Origin of the sequence: Neoroseomonas terrae (assembly GCF_018129025.1) — a bacterium.
Taxonomy (GTDB): domain Bacteria; phylum Pseudomonadota; class Alphaproteobacteria; order Acetobacterales; family Acetobacteraceae; genus Neoroseomonas; species Neoroseomonas terrae.
Window position 1 is genome coordinate 30855 of sequence record NZ_JAAEDI010000024.1, and the last position, 18166, is coordinate 49020.

Sequence of the window (18166 nt, forward strand, 5' to 3'; positions counted from 1 at the left end):
AGCTGGCGGGCGGGGCGTCAAAGGCCATCGAGGCCCTGGAAAAGATCGTCAAGCAGGTCGGCCGCATCCTCCAGCCCGGCAGAGAGGCGGATCAGATCCTCGCCAACCCCATCGGCGAGGTGCGCCTCCGGGTGGATCGACCGGCGAGCACGATTGAGGCTCGCCGGATGCATGATGAGCGATTCGGCATCGCCAAGGCTCACGGCGCGCCCAAACAGTGACAGCCGGTCCATCAGGCGGCGGGCTCCGTCAAATCCGGTATGCAGGCCGAACGCCAGCATGCCCGATCCGGCGGACATCTGCCGTCGCGCGATCGCGTGGCCGGGGTGCGACGGCAATTGCGGATAGCTGACCCAGCGCACCGCCGGATGCCCCTGTAGCATCGTGGCGATGGCTAGCGCGTTGTGCCCATGCCGCTCCATGCGCAGGGGAAGGGTCTTCAATCCGCGCAAGATCAGCGCGGCCGCCATCGGCGACATCGTGGCGCCAGTCAGGTAGCGGATGCCATGGCTGTGCAAGCGGGCGATTGTCGCCTTTCGGCCCATGACTGCGCCGCCCAACACGTCGCCGTGACCGCTGATGTATTTCGTCAGCGAATGCACAACGATGTCCGCCCCATGTTCGATCGGCCGCTGCAACGCGGGTGAAGCGAATGTGCTGTCCACCGCGACCTGGATGCCCCGGGCATTCGCGCGGGCGGCGATGGCTGCAATGTCGAGCACATCACTGAGCGGGTTCACCGGCGTCTCGAAGTAGACGAGCCTCGTTCGGTCGGTCGCGGCAGCATCGAGGTTGGACGGATCCGCCAGATCGACGGGAACGACCTTGATGCCGAAGCGCGGGAGTCCCGTCTCGGTCAGTGCCATCGTGTTCGTGTAAAGCGTGCGGTGCACGACGACCTCGTCGCCCTGCGACAGCAGCCCCAGCATCAGTGTGCCGATGGCTGCCATGCCGGTTGCGAGGGCGAGGCCGGCTTCGGCGCCTTCGAGATTCGCGAGGCGGGCCTCAAGAATGGCGGTGGTCGGGTTGTATTCGCGCGCGTAGAGCATGCCGCCCTGCGCCGCAGCCGCCTCATTCTCCGCGACGCTGTCGAAAGCATAGGTCGAGGTGAAATAGACCGGTGGCGCAACCGCGCCGTGGTGGTCGGAGGGATCGTAGGCGTGGTGGATCGCGCGCGTCGTGAAGCCGAGCGGCGCATTCGCACGCCGGCTGTTGGCGCCGGATGCCGGCGGTGAGGCGTGCTGCTTGGTCATCACTCGGCATCTCCACGCGGCAGGTCCAGGGAGCGGCTTCCTGGAGTCCGCCAACCAACCTATGGCCACGTCGAGGGTTCAAACACGGCCGGTTCTCGCGGATTTCGCCGGGCCAGTTCGACGAATCTGGCCGGACTGGTCCGGGCACATAGCCGCGAACTGGCCCACCACCCAGCGAGAGCCGCGCCCTAGACTACGGCAAGCATGGCCCCGGCACCGACCGAGCCTGCGCGCGGCCCGGACCCATCCCGATCGAGGTGTTGCTGCCATGAATGAAGCGCTGACCATCCCGACCGACGCCAAGTCCACCGCTTCGCCGGCCTGCACCTGGGCGGGCACGGTCGCGCATATGCACATCACGGCTCGCGCCTTCCTCCCGATGCGTCCGCAGGAGAGCATTGAACTTGTGGCAGGGCGCGGGATCGTCGGCGATCGGTACATGCTTGGCATCGAGCAGGGCTTCTATTCCGAGAAGCCCGAGGAAGGTCGCCAGGTCACGCTATTCGAGGCCGAGGTCCTGGACGCGATCCTGCGTGACTATAAGATCGAGCTATCGCCGGAAGAGCATCGCCGCAACATCACCACGCGAGGCGTTCCGCTGAATTGGCTCGTCGGACAGCGCTTTCGCATTGGATCCTGCCTCGTCGAAGCTACCCGGCTTTCGGTGCCGTGCCGTCACATCGAGGAGATCCTGGAGAAGCAGGTCTTTGACTCGATGGTCCACCGCTCCGGCCTCAACTGCAGAATCCTTGTCGGTGGCATCGTCCGGCTAGGCGACGAGATCCGGCCGGAGTAGCGGAGGCATGGCGCGGCACATCAGGCTGGTGGTGCGCAGGATCATTGCCGATGGGCCCGATACCCGTCGGCTCCTGCTGCAGGACCCCGACGGATGGCCGCTTCCGAAGTGGCGGGCCGGCGCGCATCTCGACCTACATGTGCCTGAGGTCGGTGCGCGCGCCTATAGCCTCTGCGGTGACACGGCCACCCAGGATTGCTGGGAGATTGCCGTGCGGCGCGAAGCCGGATCGCGCGGTGGAAGTGCTTGGGTGCATGATGTCCTGAACGAGGGCGACGTCGTCACCGTCAGCATGCCGCGGTGCACCTTCCCGATCGTTCTCGATTCTTCGCGGCATGTCATGGTTGCCGGCGGGATCGGCGTCACGCCCCTCCTCGCGATGGCGCACGAACTTGAGCGTCGTGGCGCCTTGTGGGAGCTGCATCTGCTTTTTCGAGGCGAGGCGCCCTGCATTGCGGCGATGGAGGGCTTGCTGCGTACCGGCAGGATCCAGTTGTACGACACGGCGCGACAGGCCCGGCCTAGCTGGGACGCGCTGCTTGGCGGCGAGCCGATGCCCGGGCTGCACGCCTACTGCTGCGGGCCGCAGGCGATGATCGACGGCTTCGCGGAGGCGACTGCCGGTTGGCCTGCCGGGACGACGTCCATTGAGCACTTCATCCCGCCACCCTTGCCGGCGGCCGAGGGCGCGCAACCCTACACGCTCTGCCGATCAGTGACCGGCGCGAAAATGGAGGTAGAAGCTGGCGGCAGCATGCTCCAGGCATTGCGGGCGCTCGGCGCAAAGGTCGATGCCTCCTGTGAGGGGGGCATCTGCGGTGCGTGCGAGGTGCGTTGGCTTGAAGGCGAACCAATCCATCGCGATCGCGTCCTTTCGCCGGACCGGCGCCGCACGCACCTGATGGCCTGCGTCGCGCAATGCGGATCCGCCCGCCTGGTGGTCGAGGCGTGATCGCCGGCCGGAGCAATCCCGCCCGGTCAGTTGGCCACATATCAGCATCGCACCGCCGATCGCCTATGGAGATGACTTGATCGCATGCACGTGTTGCGCGTGAGGCGGCCAGCGCCGTTCTTCGGCTGGCGCGTCGTGTGGGCCACCTTCGTCATTGCGACGCTCGCTTGGGGTACGGGCTACTACGGCCCATCCGTGCTGCTGCAGGCGGTCCGGGAGTCACGCGGCTGGTCGGTGACGCTCGTCGCCACGGCTGTGTCGGCGCATTTCCTCGCCAGCGCCCTGATTGTCGCGAACCTCGCTTCCCTGCACGAACGGTTCGGTGTTGCCCGTGTCACCCGAGCGGCGGGCGTGGCGATGGCGCTGGGTCTTCTGGGTTGGGCAGTGGCGGCAGAGCCATGGCAGTTGTTCGCGGCGACTGTACTGACGGGGTTCGGATGGGCCGCGATGGGCAGCGCGGCGATCAATGCGATGGTTGCGCCATGGTTCGTGCAGCGCCGGGTCGCAGCGCTGTCGCTCGCCTTCAATGGGGCAAGCTTCGGGGGTGTTCTGTTTCCTCCGATCTGGGTCGGCCTGATCGGCTTCCTCGGCTTCGCCAATGCCGCCCTTCTCATCGGTGGGGCCATGGCCGTTTCGGTTTGGTGGATTGCCGGGCGCTATCTGTCGAGAATGCCAGCAGAGATGGGATTGGCAGCGGATGGCGAGCCAACGAATCCTGCTGCGGCGCCCGCCGCGAAGCGAAGCGCGCTGCTGATCGAGGGCTCCCCCTGGCGGGACGCGCGGTTTCGCAGCCTTGTCACGTTTGTGTCGCTGTCGCTCGCCGCCCAGATTGGGCTGGTCGCGCATCTCTACTCTCTGCTAATTCCCGCCTTTGGCGTGCAGATCGCGAGCTTCGGGCTCGGGCTCGCGACGATCTGTGCGGTCATCGGTCGGACGGCGTTGGGCTGGCTGCTGCCGGTAGGCGCCAATCGTCGCCGAGCCGCAGCAGCCACCTACGCTCTACAAGGGGTCGGCTCGCTCTGCTTCGTGTTTGCAGGCGGAGCGGATGTCATGCTCTTGATCCTGGGGATCGTGCTGTTCGGGCTGGGCATTGGTAATGCGGCCTCATTGCCGCCACTGATCGTGCAGCAGGACTTTGCTCCGACTGACACGGCACGCGTCGTCGCCCTGGTAATGGCGTTCGCCAGCGTGGCCAACGCCCTTGCTCCTGCGGCGTTCGGTCTCTTGCGAGACGCCAGTATCGGAAGTGGTGTGGACGGGCGTGCTCCTGCATTGTTTCTGACTGCTGCAGGAATCCAGTTTGCTGCGGCGGCAATCGCATTTGCTTCGCCATGCCGGGATCGTCTGCTCAGGCGCTAAGCATTACCGGTGCTTCGTCACCTGCACCGCGAGGGTTGCCGAGCCGAGGTCGAAGGTGGCAGGCGAGATGTTCCTGGCCATGACGCGCACGGTGTTGTTGGACCAGGCCGTCGCGTCGAGCTCGATGAAGCGCGTCGAGGAAGCCAGCGCCGCATTGGCAAGGTCCCCCTGCCGCGCGCCAGCGACGGTGACGTCGAGCAGGCTGGTTGCCCCCGCGCCAGCGATGGCAGGTCCCAAGCCGCCTCCGCCGTGAACTCCCGCTGGCCCACCGGCAGGGCCGGCGTGCCGCAGAGCAGCGCCGGCGCCGCCTCCGGCAGACCGTAGATCCCGGTCGCGCAGGCGAAGTGGCCGCCATTTAGCGGATTGAGGTGTTCCAGGCCGTCGCCGTGGCGCAGTGCACGTCGAGCCCATAGCGGTTGTTCAGGATGCGGCCGAGGATCAGCGTGGTGTCCTCAAAGCCGCGGCCGTCGCCGAGGGTGCGCAGCCCGATGCAGAAACCCGAGACCAGGCGGAGGTCGAGCAGCGAGGAATCGAGGTTCCGCGCGACGATGCCGATATCGGCCTCGCTGGCCCAGTCGGACTGGATCTGCCGGATGACCTGGAGGTTGAGGTAGGGCTTCTCGCCATTACGGACGGTGCCGCCATCGCCCAGCGTCAGCACGGTGGCGGGCGCATTGGCGGCGCCGGTGTATTGGATCACCCCCTGCATGATCAGCCCGCGGGCGCCGCCGCCGAGGGTGACGCCGGCATCGACGTTCCAGGTACCGGTCGGGATCACGGCCAGCTTGCCATCTGCCGCGGCACGATCGAAGCAGGCCTGGATGGCGACGCGATCGTTCGCCGCGCCATCGCCGAGGCCGCCGAAGTCGCGTGGCATCACCGCCTCGCGGTCGCGCAGGTATTTTGCGAGATCGGTCTTGGAGATGTTCTGGCCGAGGACCATCAGGTCATCGATGCGGGCGGCCATGTCGCCTCCTACAGAGCTGTGGCGGAGACCGGGCCGGCCAGCGCCGAGACATTGCCCTCGGCCGAGACGCTGCGCAGCCAGTACCAGCGGGTCTGGCCGGTGGTCAGGCCGGTGCGGTCCCAGAAGAGGCTCGTCGGCTCGGTCGCGAGCTTTACGGCGGCGGCCAGGCTGTTGCTGCTGGCCTCGAAGACCTGCAGCCGGACGGCGTCGGCCGGAAAGCCGCCGGACAGCCGCACCCCGCTCGCAATGCCGGTCGCCGTGGGCGCCGAGACGGCGGCCGGCGCCAGCGCCTCCCGCCAGCCCGACACGGCGCCACTGCGCGCCACCGCGCGCGCCCGGAAGGCGGTGGGCTCGGCGGTTGGAATGCCTGCCGCGGTGGCGCCGAGCCCCGCCCCGTAACCCTGCCAGGTTGCGACAGAGGCCGGCATGAACTGCACCTCGTAGCCGGTGAGGTGGGCACTGGCGACCGGCGCCCAGGCGATGGAGAGCGCCGCGAAGGCACTGCCCTGCGGCGTCTCGACGCTGATCCAGGCCGGCGTGGCGATGCGCCCTGGGTTCGGCAGGACCACCGAGGGGCTGTCGCCAGTGGCGCGCTCATCGATCGCCGGATCCCAGTTCCAGACCGCGGCATCCTCCTCGGCCAGCACCAGATCCACCCCACCATCCTGGGCCAAGCTCCAGCCGGTGATCCGCGCTGGGACCGGCACCAGCCGGTCGAGCGCCACGGCCGCCCCCTCCCAGGGTCGCAGCCGCAGCGCCGAGAGGTTTGCGGGAAAGGCCACCGTGCGCTGCCGGCGGTTGCGCTCCAGCGCGACCTTCATCAGCCGCTGCACGGTCGAAACGGAGGTGGTCAGCGGGAATTCGAGGTCGGTGTAGATCGCCTCGCCGCCATCCTCGGCGACGTAGTTGCTGGCGAGCAGCGGTGGCGCGTCTGTCGGCTGCCAATTGGCGGCGGGCTCGACATAGACGGCGCGCACCCCGTTGAAGAGGTCCCGCCGCGCTCGGCTGCCCTGGATGGTGACGTCGCCGCGGAGGTCATCGGAGGTGAGCGTGGCCACAGGCAAGGCCGGCCCACCCGCATGGATGAAGAACCGCCCGCCCGAGACCACCAGCGCCCCGGCCATGGCGGCGACCAGCTTTTCGGTGATGGCGATCTTGCCCTCGGCGAGGGAGAGCGTGCCGTTGCAGGTGTAGCGGCGCTCCGAGGTGCCGGCGGCCGTGCCCATGATCTCATCGCAGATATTGGCGGCGGCGATCAGGCAGGGGATGTCGATGTCGTCCCAGCTGGCCCGCCAGCCGAAGGAGGCGGTGATGTACCAGGCGAGGCAGAGCGCCGGATTGTCGGACCAGCCGACGACGCCGGTGCGTGGATCAAGGATGGTGTCAGCGCCTTCCTCGATCGCCGCCATGTTGGGCGGGTCGGAGGGAAACGCCTCGGCGGTGATCTTGAGGCGCACGGCGATATAGGCACGGCCCTGGCCACGATGCGCCACTGTCCATTTGCCGTCGGTCTCAGCGACCAGATTGGCATCGGCGGCCTGGTCGGGGTCGCCCAGATGCCGATCGACCCGGACGAGCCCGGCGAAGCTGGCATCCGTCTCGGCGTTGTCGCCAAGCCAGATCTCGCCAATGCCGCGCACGCGATGCGCCGCGACCACGACGACCGCATAGAAATAGCCATCCTCCCGCCCGGCATCATCGGTCGCCGAATGCAGGAAGACGATGGGCCCGCCGACCTTGACCCGGCCGAGGACGATCTGGTGCTCGGTGATCGCCTGGCGGAAGGACTGGGTGCGCGTCGTGGCGGTGGTGGTGAGGGTGACCGCCGTGGTTGCCGGTCGGATCTCGACGCGCACGCCGCGCGGCAGGTCGAGCCAGTATGGCTCGGCCCGGAGGTCGAGGGTGAGCATGGGGTCTCCATATGCGCGACCTTCGGAGGGAAGCCGCGTAAAAGCGGAACGACAAAGGCGAGCATGCCGGCGCTCGGGCTCACTGCAAGGCAATGCCGCCGTGCTACTAGCTGTCCTGGGTCAGGACTTGGCCGGAAGCGGCCCTTCCGATGCTGACACGGCGAACACGAACAGGGGGTATCAGGCATTACCCCTTCTGCACGCGCTCCATTGACAGGCAGTCAGTGCGAGGCGTTCGCTGTCGACGACATTGCTGGGAATGCCCCAAGACCGATGAACTTTCGCCAATTCCAGTACTTTGTTGGCGTCGTGGATGCCGGCAGCTTCTCGCGCGCCGCCCTCACACTTCGGATCGCCCAGCCGGCCCTTAGCCTCCAAATTGCAAACCTCGAGACGGAGCTCGGATCGGTGCTGCTCGTCCGGAGCCAGCGCGGCGTTCAGACCACGCTCGCGGGCGATCTTTTCTATCGCAGCGCGCGCGCCGTCCTCAACGAGATCGATCAGGTCCGGCAGGTGCTGAACGCCGGGCAAGGCCTGGCCGGCGAGGTCTCGCTGGGGCTGACAACGAGCTTCTCAGCCTTCCTGGCGGGCCCAATCGTCGCAGCGACGCTCCTGCGCCATCCAAAGATCCGAATGAAGATCTTCGACAGCCCCGGCCACCTCCACCAGCAGAACCTCCTGCGCGGCAACATCGACATCGCCCTGCTGCCAGAAGACACGGAATCGGCAGGGGTCCAGCGCCGCCCCCTCTACCGGCAGCTGCTGTTCCTGGTGGAGCGCGGCAGCCCGGCCAACAGGACCGTGCCTCTGCATGAGCTGGTCGGCCGGGACCTCGTCCTGCCCACGGCTCCGAACCCCACGCGGACCGTCGTCGAGCGCGCCTTCCTCGCCATGGGCGCGCAACCGAAGGTGGTCGCCGAGGCGAACTCGCTGGCCTCGCTGCTCTCCCTTGTGGAAGCCGGGATCGGCAGCGCGATCATCGCCTGGAGCGGGCAGCGGAGTGAGACGATCCGATGGTCCCGTATCACCGATCCGGAGATCCACCACGACGTCTCGCTGTGCAGCGCAGGCCTCCTGCCGCGCAGCGAATGCGCGGACGCGGTCCAGTCGATCGTGGCGGAGGTTGTGTTGGACCTCGTCCGGTCGCCGACCTGGGAGGGCGCGGTCTTCAGCCTGGCCGAGTCATCGCCGAACGATGGGGGCCCATCGTAAAACAGTATTATCCCGGCCCCAGGCTGGAGGCTAAGCGCGCCGCACATATCCACGCGGGAACCCAGCATGACCCTCACAGTGATCCAGTATGTCCTGGATCGGCTCAAGGCGATCGGCATCGCCGACGTCTTCGGCGTGCCTGGCGACTACGCCTTCCCCGTCAACGACGCCATCTGCGAGGATCCGGCCCTGCGCTGGATCGGGTGCACCAACGAGCTCAACGCGGCCTATGCCGCGGACGGCTACGCCCGCGTCCGAGGCATGGCCGCGCTCTGCACGACCTACGGCGTCGGCGAGCTCAGCGCGATCAACGGCGTGGCCGGTGCCTATGCCGAGCACCTGCCGGTCTTCCATCTCGTCGGCATGCCCGCGATGTCCGTGCAGAAGTCGCGCGCAGTGATGCATCACACGCTCGGCAACGGCGAATACGACCTGTTCCGCCGCATGACCGAGTCAGTGGTCTGCGCGCATGCGATCCTGACGCCGCAGAACGTCGCCTACGAGACCGAGCGCCTGATCGCCGAGGCGCTGTTCCACCGGCGACCGGTCTACATGGGCTTTCCCGCGGATTACGCGGTCCAGCCGGTGCTGGGCTCCGCCGCACCGATCCGGCCGCCTTCGAGCGAGGCCGCCGCGCTGGAGGCCGCCGTCGCGGCGGTCCGCGCGGCGCTGGGCCAGGTCCGCACGGCCTGCGCGCTGCCGGGCATCCTCGTCGCGCGCTGCGGACTGCAGCCGCAGATGCAGGAAGTCATCGACCGCTCCGGCCTGCCCTTCGCGACCATGTTCATGGACAAGTCGTTGCTGGACGAACGGCAGCCAGCCTATGCCGGCATGTACGACGGCGCGATCATGACCGAGGAGGTCCGTGCCTTCGTCGAGGGCTGCGACCAGGTGCTGGCCATCGGCACCCTCGCTTCCGACTTCAACACCGGCGCCTTCACCGCGCGCCTCGATCCGGCGAAGACCATCGCAATCGGGCATCACCATGTCCGTGTGGGCAGAAAGGTCTATGCGAACGTCGAGCTCGGCGACGTGCTGGCCGCGCTGGCGGAACGGCTCGACCGACGTGACTGGCCGCGCATCGCCCCCCATTCGCTCGGGGATAAATCCGGCCAGGGCGACGATCCCATCACCGTGGAGGCGCTCTACCCGCGCTGGGCGGAATTCCTGCAGCCCGGCGACATTCTCATCGCCGAGACCGGCACCGCCTCGATGGGGCTGGGCTTCGCGCTGATGCCCCAGGGCGCCAGCTTCCACAACCAGACGCTCTGGGGCTCGATCGGATGGGCGACGCCCGCCGCCGTCGGAGCCGCGGCGGCCGCCCCGGATCGCCGCGTGGTGCTGGTGACCGGCGAGGGCTCGCACCAGCTCACGGCGCAGGAGCTCGGGCAGTTCGCCCGGCTCGGGCTGAAGCCCGTCGTCTTCGTGCTGAACAACAACGGCTACCTGATCGAGCGGCTGCTCTGCCGCGACCCGGCGATCGCCTACAACGACCTCCCGCCCTGGCGCTACACGGAGCTGCCTCATGCCCTGGGCTGCGACGGTTGGCTCACGGCGCGCGTCACCACCTGCGCCGAGTTCGACGCGGCGCTCGAGGCTGCTGGGCGGATGGACGCCGGCGCCTATATCGAGGTCGTCACCGACAGCTACGCCGCCTCTCCTCTCGCGGTGAAGTTGCACGAGAGCATGGCGTCGCTCTACGGCGCCTGAACACAGGATTTCCCCATGTCATCGGATCATGAAGCCGTCTGCCGCGCGCGGACGGTGAACCACGTCGCCATCTCCGTCTCGGACCTGCGGCGCTCCAAGGAATGGTACTGCCGGACCTTCGGCCTGACGGTCATCCAGGAAAGCGACGAAAGCGTCCTGTTGGGCTTCGGTGAGAGCATGCTCGTGCTGCGCCCAGGGCCGAATCCCGGCACCATCTCGCACTTCATGCTGGGCATCGACGGCTACGTCGCGCCGGAGCTGGCGGCGCGCCTGAAGGCCGAACATCTAGATCCACAAGAGGATTCCGACAGCTTCCACGTGCGCGACCCGGACGGGCTCGATGTGCAGGTTGGCGACCGGATGCTGGGCCTCTCGGGCTTCGTCGAAAACGGCTTCCAGATGAAGTGAGGCGATCCATGCAGGAAGGACAGCCCAGCGGTACGGCTCTGCGCGTGGCCGTCCAGCGCGCGGCTGGCTCACCAGCTTTTCGACGCACCGCTCGTTTTCAGGGATCCGCTCGCCGTTCCGATCCTCGGCGCTGCGGACGAGGCGAAGCTGCGCGCGGCTGAGGCAGGCAATCGCCTTCCCTTCGCGCTTAGTTTTCGCGCTGCCGCCGTGGCCCGAAGCCGATTTTGCGACGACTTGATCCAGGCGGCCGTCGCGCGCGGTATCCGGCAGGTCGTCGTGCTGGGTGCGGGCCTCGACACCCTGGCTTATCGCGGGGCCGTTCCGGCCGAAGTCACGGTTAACGAGATGGATCATCCCGCGACACAGACGTGGAAGCGGCAGGCCCTGGTCGCGGCTGGCATTCCCGTGCCTCCCGCCGTCCGCTTCCTGCCGATCGATCTCGGCCAGTCCACATTGGAAGAGGGACTGCGGTCCGGCCAGTTCGACTTTGCCCGGCCAGCCTTTTTCTCGTGGCTCGGCGTGACCTACTCCTGCCAGCCGAAGCCGTATGCAACACGCTTCAGTTCGTGGGATCGCTGGGACGCGGCACGGGGATTGCGTTCGACTATTTCGTGCCGACCGATCGCTACAGCGAGCCGGAGATGCCCGGATTTTCGACACTGCGGTCCGAGGTGGCGGCCATCGGGGAGCCCTGGAAGAGCGAATTCTACCCGGCCGACATGGCTGAAAAACTGAAAGCTGCGGGCTTCGACAAGGTCCAGGACCTCAGCAGCACCGACATGGGAGAACGATATTTCTCCGGCCGAGACGATGGCCTGACCACCACCGGCCCAATCCGCTTCGTCTATGCGGCCCATCTCGAGTAGGAGATATCCAGTGAACTCTCGAAGGACGGCGTGCACGGTCTGCTACGGGCAAGTCAGACTCAAAGCGAAGAGGATGGTATGGATCAATCCGTGGATCGCTCGAAACGTGCAAAAGATTGATAAAATGCGAATGTCCGCTTCTAACATTAATGGCAGCGCCGCGCCACGTCCGAGACGGGCGCAGAGCAGATGTCGATACAACCCTCTCTGCAGCCGCTCGCTACAAAGGCGAGTTTTTCTGCTGGTTGTTGGACTCACGCGTACTCCGCCGCCGCCTGCTGATTCTTCAGCACGGCGGTGATCATGCGGGTCGCTGTGGCGTTGAACGCAGCCCTGAACTCGAAGCTCGCCTCGACGCCGGCCGGCCCCTCGATCGGCGTCTTGGCCAGCGCGAGATAGACCTCGTGCAGCGTGAAGGTGAGGCTGCGGTTGGCGTCGATGGTAAAGGCAAAGGCGAACTCCGCCGCCGTGCCGTTCTGCGCCTGGGTCAGCAGCGTGGTGTCCGCGAAGCGCGCGGTGATCTGGCCGGTGGCGCGCGCAATGCCGGGATCAGCGCCTTAGATCTTCCGGTCGGCGCGAATGGTGCGCACCGCCTCCACGCTGTTGCTGTAGTTCAACCGCGCGCCGGTGACCTGGGCCAGGGCGGAGCCGGCACGGGTGATCGAGCCCTGCGCCTTGTTGAAGGCCGTATAGGCGGCAGCGACCGGCGTGCCGCTCGATGACGAACCGGACCGCGACGAGCGCTGCGCGATCAGCTTGATCGTCGCTGTTGCCGGCCCGGTCGGCGCGAACTCGGTCTCCAGCGCATCCGCGCGGATGCCCGTGCAGACGTCGTAGCTCGGCACATCCGGGTAGCCGATCTCGATCGCCTGCGAGGGTAGCGTCTCCGCAGGCGGCTTTCCAGCATTTGGACAAGCACGTCCTTAGTACGATCGACGCAGAAGGCTGCCGCGATGGCGTTCGACGATACCGTCTCGATCCCTAGACCGGGGTCTGCCTCGACGGCGAGGGCGTGTTCCCTGGCGAGATCGGTGCCGAAGAAACCCGGATCGTCGGTGCCGAGCACAATGGTGCAGCCGGCATCCGCCAGTCTCCCAACCGGATGGTCCGCCACCGAGCGGTATAGGCCGAGGGCTAAGTTGCTGCCGAGGCAGACCTCGAGTGGCATCCGGGCTTCAGCCAGTTGCCGCAAGACGTGCGGCGACTCCACCGCTCTGATGCCATGACCAACGCGGTCGAGGCCAAGCAGCTCGATGGCCTCGATTATCGTGTCGGCTGGTCGATGTTCGCCGGCGTGCGCCGTGGCGCGCAGCCCCTCGCTCCGCGCGATTTGGAACGCCTCGGCGAACTCGCTCACTTCATGCTGATGCTCGTCGCCGGTAAGCCCGAAGCCAACCAGCATGCCGGACTGAATTGAGGTAGCCATACGTGCTGCCTTGACGGCCGCGGCCGGCCCAAGATGCCGAACGGCGGTAGTGATGAGACGCGAACGCACGCCCCACTCCTAGGCAGCCCGGTCAGCCGCGGCGCCGAGAGCCTTCAACTGATCAAGAAACGGGACGCCCGTGCGAGCGAGGTCCGGTGGCGACAGCATAAATTCCACATAGCCGCCGCCCAACTCCGCGCACCGTTTAAGGTAGGAGGTCGTGATTAACTCCAGGTCAGCGGCGGACTTCACTACAGAGGTGACGAGATCGTAGGCCTTCAGAAAGGTCTTAAAGTCGTGCCAGCCATATCGCGCGTCGGCGAGGAGGGCCTCGGGGATCGAGACAGCATTACGCTCCGCAAGGAAGAGCACGGTTCAACCTGCCATGGTCGCGTGGCACATCATGGGTACGCAGCCGCCGCCAACTACCGCCGGGTGCGTGGCGGCTCAAGCCCGGCAAGGCCTTCCTGCGTCCAGGCGACCGGCGCGCAGCGGCCCGTGCAGACAACCTGCACGATACGCAGCCGCACCTGATCGCAGCGCGCATTGCGCACGGCGCCGGAACTCCACTCGCTGCTGGCGCCCGGCGGCACGCCCAGGAAAGGCACAGTTGGCGAGTCCGTCGGCAGAGCTGCGCCACCGGCATCCACGGCGGCGAACTCGCCGGCGAAGGTGCCGATGCGATTTGGGCCGCCATTCGTCAATCGGAAGGTCAGCAAGCAGGTCGGCGTCGCACCACCCGTATCCGTGCGGCCAGTGACCGCCACCTCGACTCGGCCTTGTGCCTGCGCCGCAGGCGCGGCAATGCAGAGCGCGAGCGCACCCATGATGGCTTTCGATCCCGACTTCAACGCGAACTCCTTTCCCGGCCTTCTTGTGTCAGATGCGGCCCGCCAGGGCTTCGAACAGCGTGAACAGGCCCCAGCAGATCGACAGCGAGACGAACAGCGCGTAGCCGCCGGCGACCACCGCGCTGTTCTCGATCACCACCTCCACCACCGAGACGTACTCGCCCGCCACTGGCGAGGTCGCCCGGCCCGAATTCGTGGCGATGCGCGTCGTCGCGGCACGGCGGAGCTGATCGGAACGGTCCAGCCGGCGGGCGATGCGCTGGCCGTTCTCCAGCGCCTCCTCCAGCACATTGCCGCGCATGTCGACGGTGTAGGCCCGCGTCGGCCAGGCATTGGCGCGCGCGGCCATGTCGGCGCGCATGGATTGCACCGCGCCCTCGTAGCTTGCGCGGTAGACCGGTACGGAAACACGGCCCGCCCCGAGGCCCGGCTCGGCCACCGCGCGCGTCGCGCCGGTCGCGGGGTCGATCTCCCAGAACAGAGTGGGTCTCGTGTCCCCCGCGGCGATGAGGCCCATGCCACCCGAGGCCAGCAGCCGCGCGAGCGCGATGCCGTTCGCATCCTCCGGCCGGGCCGGTCGCAGGCGCCCCTGACCGGTGGGCGTCAGGATCTCGGGCGGCACGTGCTCAGCCAGCGTTGCCCAGGCCGTAGCCGCCATCTCGATCTCCAACGCCGCCTGCAAGGCGCCGAAGCGGAGTTGGCGTTCGGCGATCATCCCTGCCGTGACCCCTGGGCCGGGCAGGACGCGCAAGCGGTCCTGCAGCAGGTCGGTGGTGAGGGCGATCCCCTCGCCATCGGTCGTATCGCCGGTGGATACGACCAGCAGCCGCGGTCGCGCCGCATAGGCGCGCAGATCGGCGCGGTCATTCACCGCCGGCACCGCCAGCAGGTCGGACAGGATCGGCAGAGCGCGCCAGGCGACGCTATGCAGGAGCAGTGCTTCCTGCGGCGGCAGGGCCAGCACGGCGCCTTCCTCCGCCGGCACCTCCAGGAAGCGCACCACCGCCTCGCCCGCCACGGCCTGCATGGCGCGGGCCCAGCCCACCAAATCATGCGCGCCGTCGAAGGCATGAATGATGTGGACCGCGTCGAAGCCGGCCGGCCGGCCGCGCGGCGCGGCGAGCGGCGCCAGCTGCGATGGTGCCTGGTCCGAGCCCGCATCCGCTGCCTGGCGCGCGGCGGCATCAAGCCGGTCGAGCAGGATGCGCGTGCTGACCAGCGGCGCCTCGCCGGGCGCCTCCTGCACTGCTTCGAGGAACAGGCCCGACAGCTCGGCGCCTTCGGCCGGCGCGCTGTCCAGCGCCCCGAGCAGGGCGCCGAAGCCGCCGCCACCGCTGGGCGCTGTGCCGGAGACGGTGATCGCTTCGCCACCGCGGAAGGCATCATTCACCGCGAGCAGCGGTCGGAATCGCGCCAGCCCCATTGCACGGCCCAGCACGCCGCCGGCACCGCTTTCCATCGGCTGGAAGAACAGGGCTAGCCGCGCGCGCGTTGCCTGCTCGGCCGGCATGCCGTGCTCCAGCACAGTCTCCCGGCGCAGCCGCCCAGCTTCCGCATATTCGGCGACCACGCGCAACGTCAGGCGCTGATGCCACGCGTCAGGCAAGGTCGCGTGGCGGCCGGTCGGCTCGGCCAGCGCCTCGCCGGGCATCGCATCGGGCAGCGACGAATCGAATGCCTGCCAGGAACCGCCGATCTCGGCCTCCACCCAGACATGCCGGCGCAGATCGGCGAGCGCCGCTGCGCGCAACGCCTGCGGTTGGATGCTGGCGCCAAGCTGATCCAGGGCGGCCTCGCGCAGCGCCGCCTCATCGGCCGCGGCACGGCGCCGCACCGCCTCCCAGAGCATGGATCGCGGCTCCGGCAGCCGGCGCGATGCGGCGGTGGCGCGGTCCAGCAACGGTGCGGCCACAGCGTTGTCCAGTTCCGCCATGGCAAAGCGTGTTGTGACACCTTGCGCTTCCAGCAGCGCGGCAAGCAGCAGCGCACGATCCGCCGCATTGCCCGCGCCGGCCAGCAGCGCGCCCAGGGCACCGCGCATTGCGCCGGGATAGGCCTCGATAGCGATGCGGTCGCGCAGGAAGACAAAGGCCGCCTGAGGCGTGGCGAGCCGCGCGGCCAGGGCTGCGATGTCGCGCTCCATTCCGCGCTCGCGGCCAGCCGCCTCCTCCAGCCCGGCCAGGAGATCGAAGGGATTGAGGTCGCCCATGCGCGGCGCGTCGACGCCGGGTGCCGGCAGCGCCTGCGACCAGGCCGGGCCGCCGGGCAGCAGCATCACGGCGGACAGCAGCAGGCGCGGCAGCAGGCGCGCGCGGCGATGCCGGATCATCGCAGCGGCACCGCTTCCACGCGACGATTCAGTGCGCGGCCTTCGTCCGTGGCATTGTCGGCCAGGGGCTGGTCCGGGCCGAGGCCGCGGGGCGTAAGCCGCGAGGACTCAATGCCGCGCGCCACGAGCCAGGCGATCACCGCCTCGGCCCGCGCCTGCGACAGGCGGCGGTTATGGGCCGCACCGCCCACGCCATCCGTATGGCCTTCGATGACCCAGGCGGTCTCCTTCATCTCCTCGATCAGTGCCTGCAGCGCCTCGAGCGCCGGCAGGCTGTCGGCGCGCGGAGTGTCGCGGTCGAAGTCGAAATGGATACCGCGGATGGTGGCCCGGCCGCGCCGCTCGACCTCCTGGCGCAGGGCGGAGGCCGTCTCCTGCCGCCGGGGAAGGTAGAGTGTTACCTCGACCGTCTCGCCGGCCACCGCATCCTGCATCTCGGTCGCGCCGTCATAGCCCTCCCGGTTCGCGGTGACGGCGACGAGCCCCGCCGGCACGCCTTCCAGCTGCACGTGGCCCTGCGCATCGGTACGGCCGGCGGACAGCCCGGCCTCCACCAACGCGCCTGCGATCGGGCTGTCGCTGCCCAGTTCCAGCACGCGGGCCGTGATGGTGGCGGGGTGGATGATGCGCGGATTGACCAGCACGCGGATGAAGTCGATGGCGAAGCCGTCCTTGCCGCCGCTGTCGGGATCGTCGATGCGGAACACCGCCTCGCCGCCGGCCAGGAGGGGAAAGAACTCCGGCAGCAGGCGCAGCGACACCAGCTTGCCGACCGGCCCGCTCTGGTTCAGCGCATTGAACACCGTCTCGAAATTCGGCAGGCGACGGCCGTTCAAGGTCACCTGGAAGCGGCTTTCGAAGACCGGCGACTGGAAGTCGTCCACGAAGAACTGCACCAGCACCTGGCGCATCTCGGCCGGCAGCGGCGCGAGAGGAATGCGCATTTCGGGCGGCGTCGCGGCCGGCCGTTCGGCATGTTCGTGATAGCCATCGCCATAGCGATCATCGAGCGGGATGACGACGCCGGTGCCGAGCAGGATGCGATCCGTGCCCGGCGGATCGGCCGGCGATGGCGTGAAGGGGAAGTGGTGAGCATCGGTCACCGCGCCGGTGAAGGGATCAAAGCCTTCGGCCCAGCCGAAGCCGAGATTGTCGATGTCGCCGTAGCGGACGACCAGATCACCTTCCGGCCCGTTCTCGACCCGCTCGCGCATCTCCGCCCAGCCCGGCCGCATGTTGGGCGCCGGTTCGGCGGGCGGCGCATCGGCGGCGGGGGACGCGGCCACGGCAGACGCGTCGCTGGACGCCTGCGCGACGAGGTGCGAGGCGCCGTCCGGACGCACGACGCCGGAGACCATGCCACCCGACGGGAAGGCGTCGGGCACGCCATCCTTGAGCCAGCAGGCGCCGGCCCCGTTGCCCTCGGCGGCCGGGACGAAGGTGAAGGCGCGGCACATCGCCTCGCCGAGGCAGAGCGCCTGGCAGGCCGCCGCACCGCCACCTGCGAGTTCGTCCGTGCGGTAGTCGTTGCCCTGCCGATCGGTATCGGGTTCCAGCGCGGGCATCGGCGACGGCGTCGCGGCCGGGGCAGCCGGCGTGGAGGCGGCTGCGTCGGGCGCCGGGCTGCTGGCCGGTGTCGCCAGCGCCTCGATCCGTGGCCGGGGCGCCTGGGCGACGGCGTTGCCCAGGCCGCGCGCCAGGCCGGCCGGCATGCGGAAGCCTGCCAGGCCGCGGCTTTCGCCCAGCACCGGTGCCGCGCAGGCGGCCTCGCCGCAACGCAGGTCGCCTGCGACAGCTCGCAGCCGGGCACAGGGCACCGGCAGGTCAAAGCCCGCGACGCGAACGGTCTCGCCGGCAGGGGCCTCGCCCGGCGCCAGATCCTGGCTCTCGCCCTTGCGGCTGCCGTCCCGCTCATCCAGCCAGGACAGGCCGCTGATCACGGGCGTGATGGCCGCGCGGCTGTCATTGATGACGAAGACCGCGCCCGCGCAGCGGCCGTCGGCATCGTTCTCCGCCGCTGCGACCAGCCGGATCATCGCCGGCCGTTCGGCCGGCTGCGCCACGGCGCCGAGGCCGTCCACCATGCCGGCCAGGAGAATGGCCGCACCGAACAAACGCCGGATCATG

Annotated in this window: 14 protein-coding genes and 3 pseudogenes; 8 read left to right on the forward strand and 9 right to left on the reverse strand. The window is 68.4% G+C overall.

Annotation, left to right across the window (positions count from 1 at the left end; genetic code table 11):
• Positions 1-17: 17 nt before the first annotated feature.
• Positions 18-1253: a trans-sulfuration enzyme family protein gene (locus GXW78_RS20650; protein ID WP_211870787.1), complete on the reverse strand. Its 1236-nt coding sequence runs from the start codon at positions 1251-1253 to the stop codon at positions 18-20.
• Between the two features lie 268 nt (positions 1254-1521).
• On the opposite strand from GXW78_RS20650, the gene GXW78_RS20655 reads away from it, so the two are divergent.
• From GXW78_RS20655 to GXW78_RS20665, 3 genes are all read left to right on the forward strand, one after another.
• On the forward strand, positions 1522-2049 hold the full coding sequence (locus GXW78_RS20655; RefSeq protein WP_211870788.1) for an MOSC domain-containing protein: 528 nt from the start codon (positions 1522-1524) through the stop codon (positions 2047-2049).
• Positions 2050-2056: 7 nt separating this feature from the next.
• The gene (locus tag GXW78_RS20660; RefSeq protein WP_211870789.1) at positions 2057-3001 is read left to right on the forward strand and encodes a PDR/VanB family oxidoreductase; all 945 of its coding nucleotides are present in this window, start codon (positions 2057-2059) and stop codon (positions 2999-3001) included.
• Between the two features lie 84 nt (positions 3002-3085).
• On the forward strand, positions 3086-4360 hold the full coding sequence (locus tag GXW78_RS20665) for an MFS transporter (protein WP_211870790.1): 1275 nt from the start codon (positions 3086-3088) through the stop codon (positions 4358-4360).
• A 3-nt stretch (positions 4361-4363) separates the two neighbouring features.
• Here GXW78_RS20665 and GXW78_RS20670 read toward each other — a convergent pair whose 3' ends face one another.
• The 3 genes from GXW78_RS20670 to GXW78_RS20680 all read right to left on the reverse strand — a co-directional run bounded on the left by GXW78_RS20670 (position 4364) and on the right by GXW78_RS20680 (position 7237).
• Entirely contained in the window at positions 4364-4597 is a 234-nt protein-coding gene (locus GXW78_RS20670; RefSeq protein WP_211870847.1) for a hypothetical protein, read from the reverse strand.
• Between the two features lie 118 nt (positions 4598-4715).
• Positions 4716-5327: a hypothetical protein gene (locus GXW78_RS20675; RefSeq protein ID WP_246522472.1), complete on the reverse strand. Its 612-nt coding sequence runs from the start codon at positions 5325-5327 to the stop codon at positions 4716-4718.
• 8 nt (positions 5328-5335) lie between these two features.
• On the reverse strand, positions 5336-7237 hold the full coding sequence (locus GXW78_RS20680; protein ID WP_246522474.1) for a phage tail protein: 1902 nt from the start codon (positions 7235-7237) through the stop codon (positions 5336-5338).
• Between the two features lie 273 nt (positions 7238-7510).
• Here GXW78_RS20680 and GXW78_RS20685 point away from each other — a divergent pair, with 273 nt between their 5' ends.
• The 5 genes and pseudogenes from GXW78_RS20685 to GXW78_RS28095 all read left to right on the forward strand — a co-directional run bounded on the left by GXW78_RS20685 (position 7511) and on the right by GXW78_RS28095 (position 11433).
• Positions 7511-8449 (forward strand): LysR substrate-binding domain-containing protein, encoded by a 939-nt coding sequence (locus GXW78_RS20685; protein WP_246522488.1) that lies wholly within the window; start codon positions 7511-7513, stop codon positions 8447-8449.
• A gap of 66 nt (positions 8450-8515) precedes the next feature.
• Positions 8516-10159 carry an alpha-keto acid decarboxylase family protein gene (locus GXW78_RS20690; RefSeq protein WP_211870792.1) on the forward strand — a complete coding sequence of 548 codons (1644 nt, stop codon included), beginning with the start codon at positions 8516-8518 and terminating at the stop codon, positions 10157-10159.
• A gap of 15 nt (positions 10160-10174) precedes the next feature.
• A complete protein-coding gene (locus GXW78_RS20695; protein ID WP_211870793.1) occupies positions 10175-10567 on the forward strand; it encodes a VOC family protein in 393 nt (130 codons plus the stop codon).
• A 63-nt stretch (positions 10568-10630) separates the two neighbouring features.
• Positions 10631-11083: pseudogene (locus GXW78_RS28665) on the forward strand (class I SAM-dependent methyltransferase); the annotation flags it as partial.
• Between the two features lie 50 nt (positions 11084-11133).
• Entirely contained in the window at positions 11134-11433 is a 300-nt protein-coding gene (locus tag GXW78_RS28095) for a hypothetical protein (RefSeq protein WP_246522475.1), read from the forward strand.
• 254 nt (positions 11434-11687) lie between these two features.
• Here GXW78_RS28095 and GXW78_RS20705 read toward each other — a convergent pair.
• The 5 genes and pseudogenes from GXW78_RS20705 to GXW78_RS20730 all read right to left on the reverse strand — a co-directional run bounded on the left by GXW78_RS20705 (position 11688) and on the right by GXW78_RS20730 (position 18165).
• Positions 11688-12299 (reverse strand): annotated as a pseudogene (locus GXW78_RS20705) (phage tail tube protein).
• Positions 12185-13231: pseudogene (add, locus tag GXW78_RS28100) on the reverse strand (adenosine deaminase). The pseudogenes GXW78_RS20705 and add overlap by 115 nt, the downstream one beginning before the upstream one ends.
• 53 nt (positions 13232-13284) lie before the next feature.
• Positions 13285-13686 (reverse strand): hypothetical protein, encoded by a 402-nt coding sequence (locus tag GXW78_RS20720; RefSeq protein WP_211870795.1) that lies wholly within the window; start codon positions 13684-13686, stop codon positions 13285-13287.
• 52 nt (positions 13687-13738) lie between these two features.
• A complete protein-coding gene (locus GXW78_RS20725; protein ID WP_211870796.1) occupies positions 13739-16039 on the reverse strand; it encodes a transglutaminase domain-containing protein in 2301 nt (766 codons plus the stop codon).
• Positions 16036-18165, reverse strand: coding sequence for an OmpA family protein (locus GXW78_RS20730; protein WP_211870797.1), 2130 nt, complete (start codon positions 18163-18165; stop codon positions 16036-16038). Before GXW78_RS20730 ends, GXW78_RS20725 begins: the two co-directional genes overlap by 4 nt.
• Between the last annotated feature and the right edge of the window lies 1 nt (position 18166).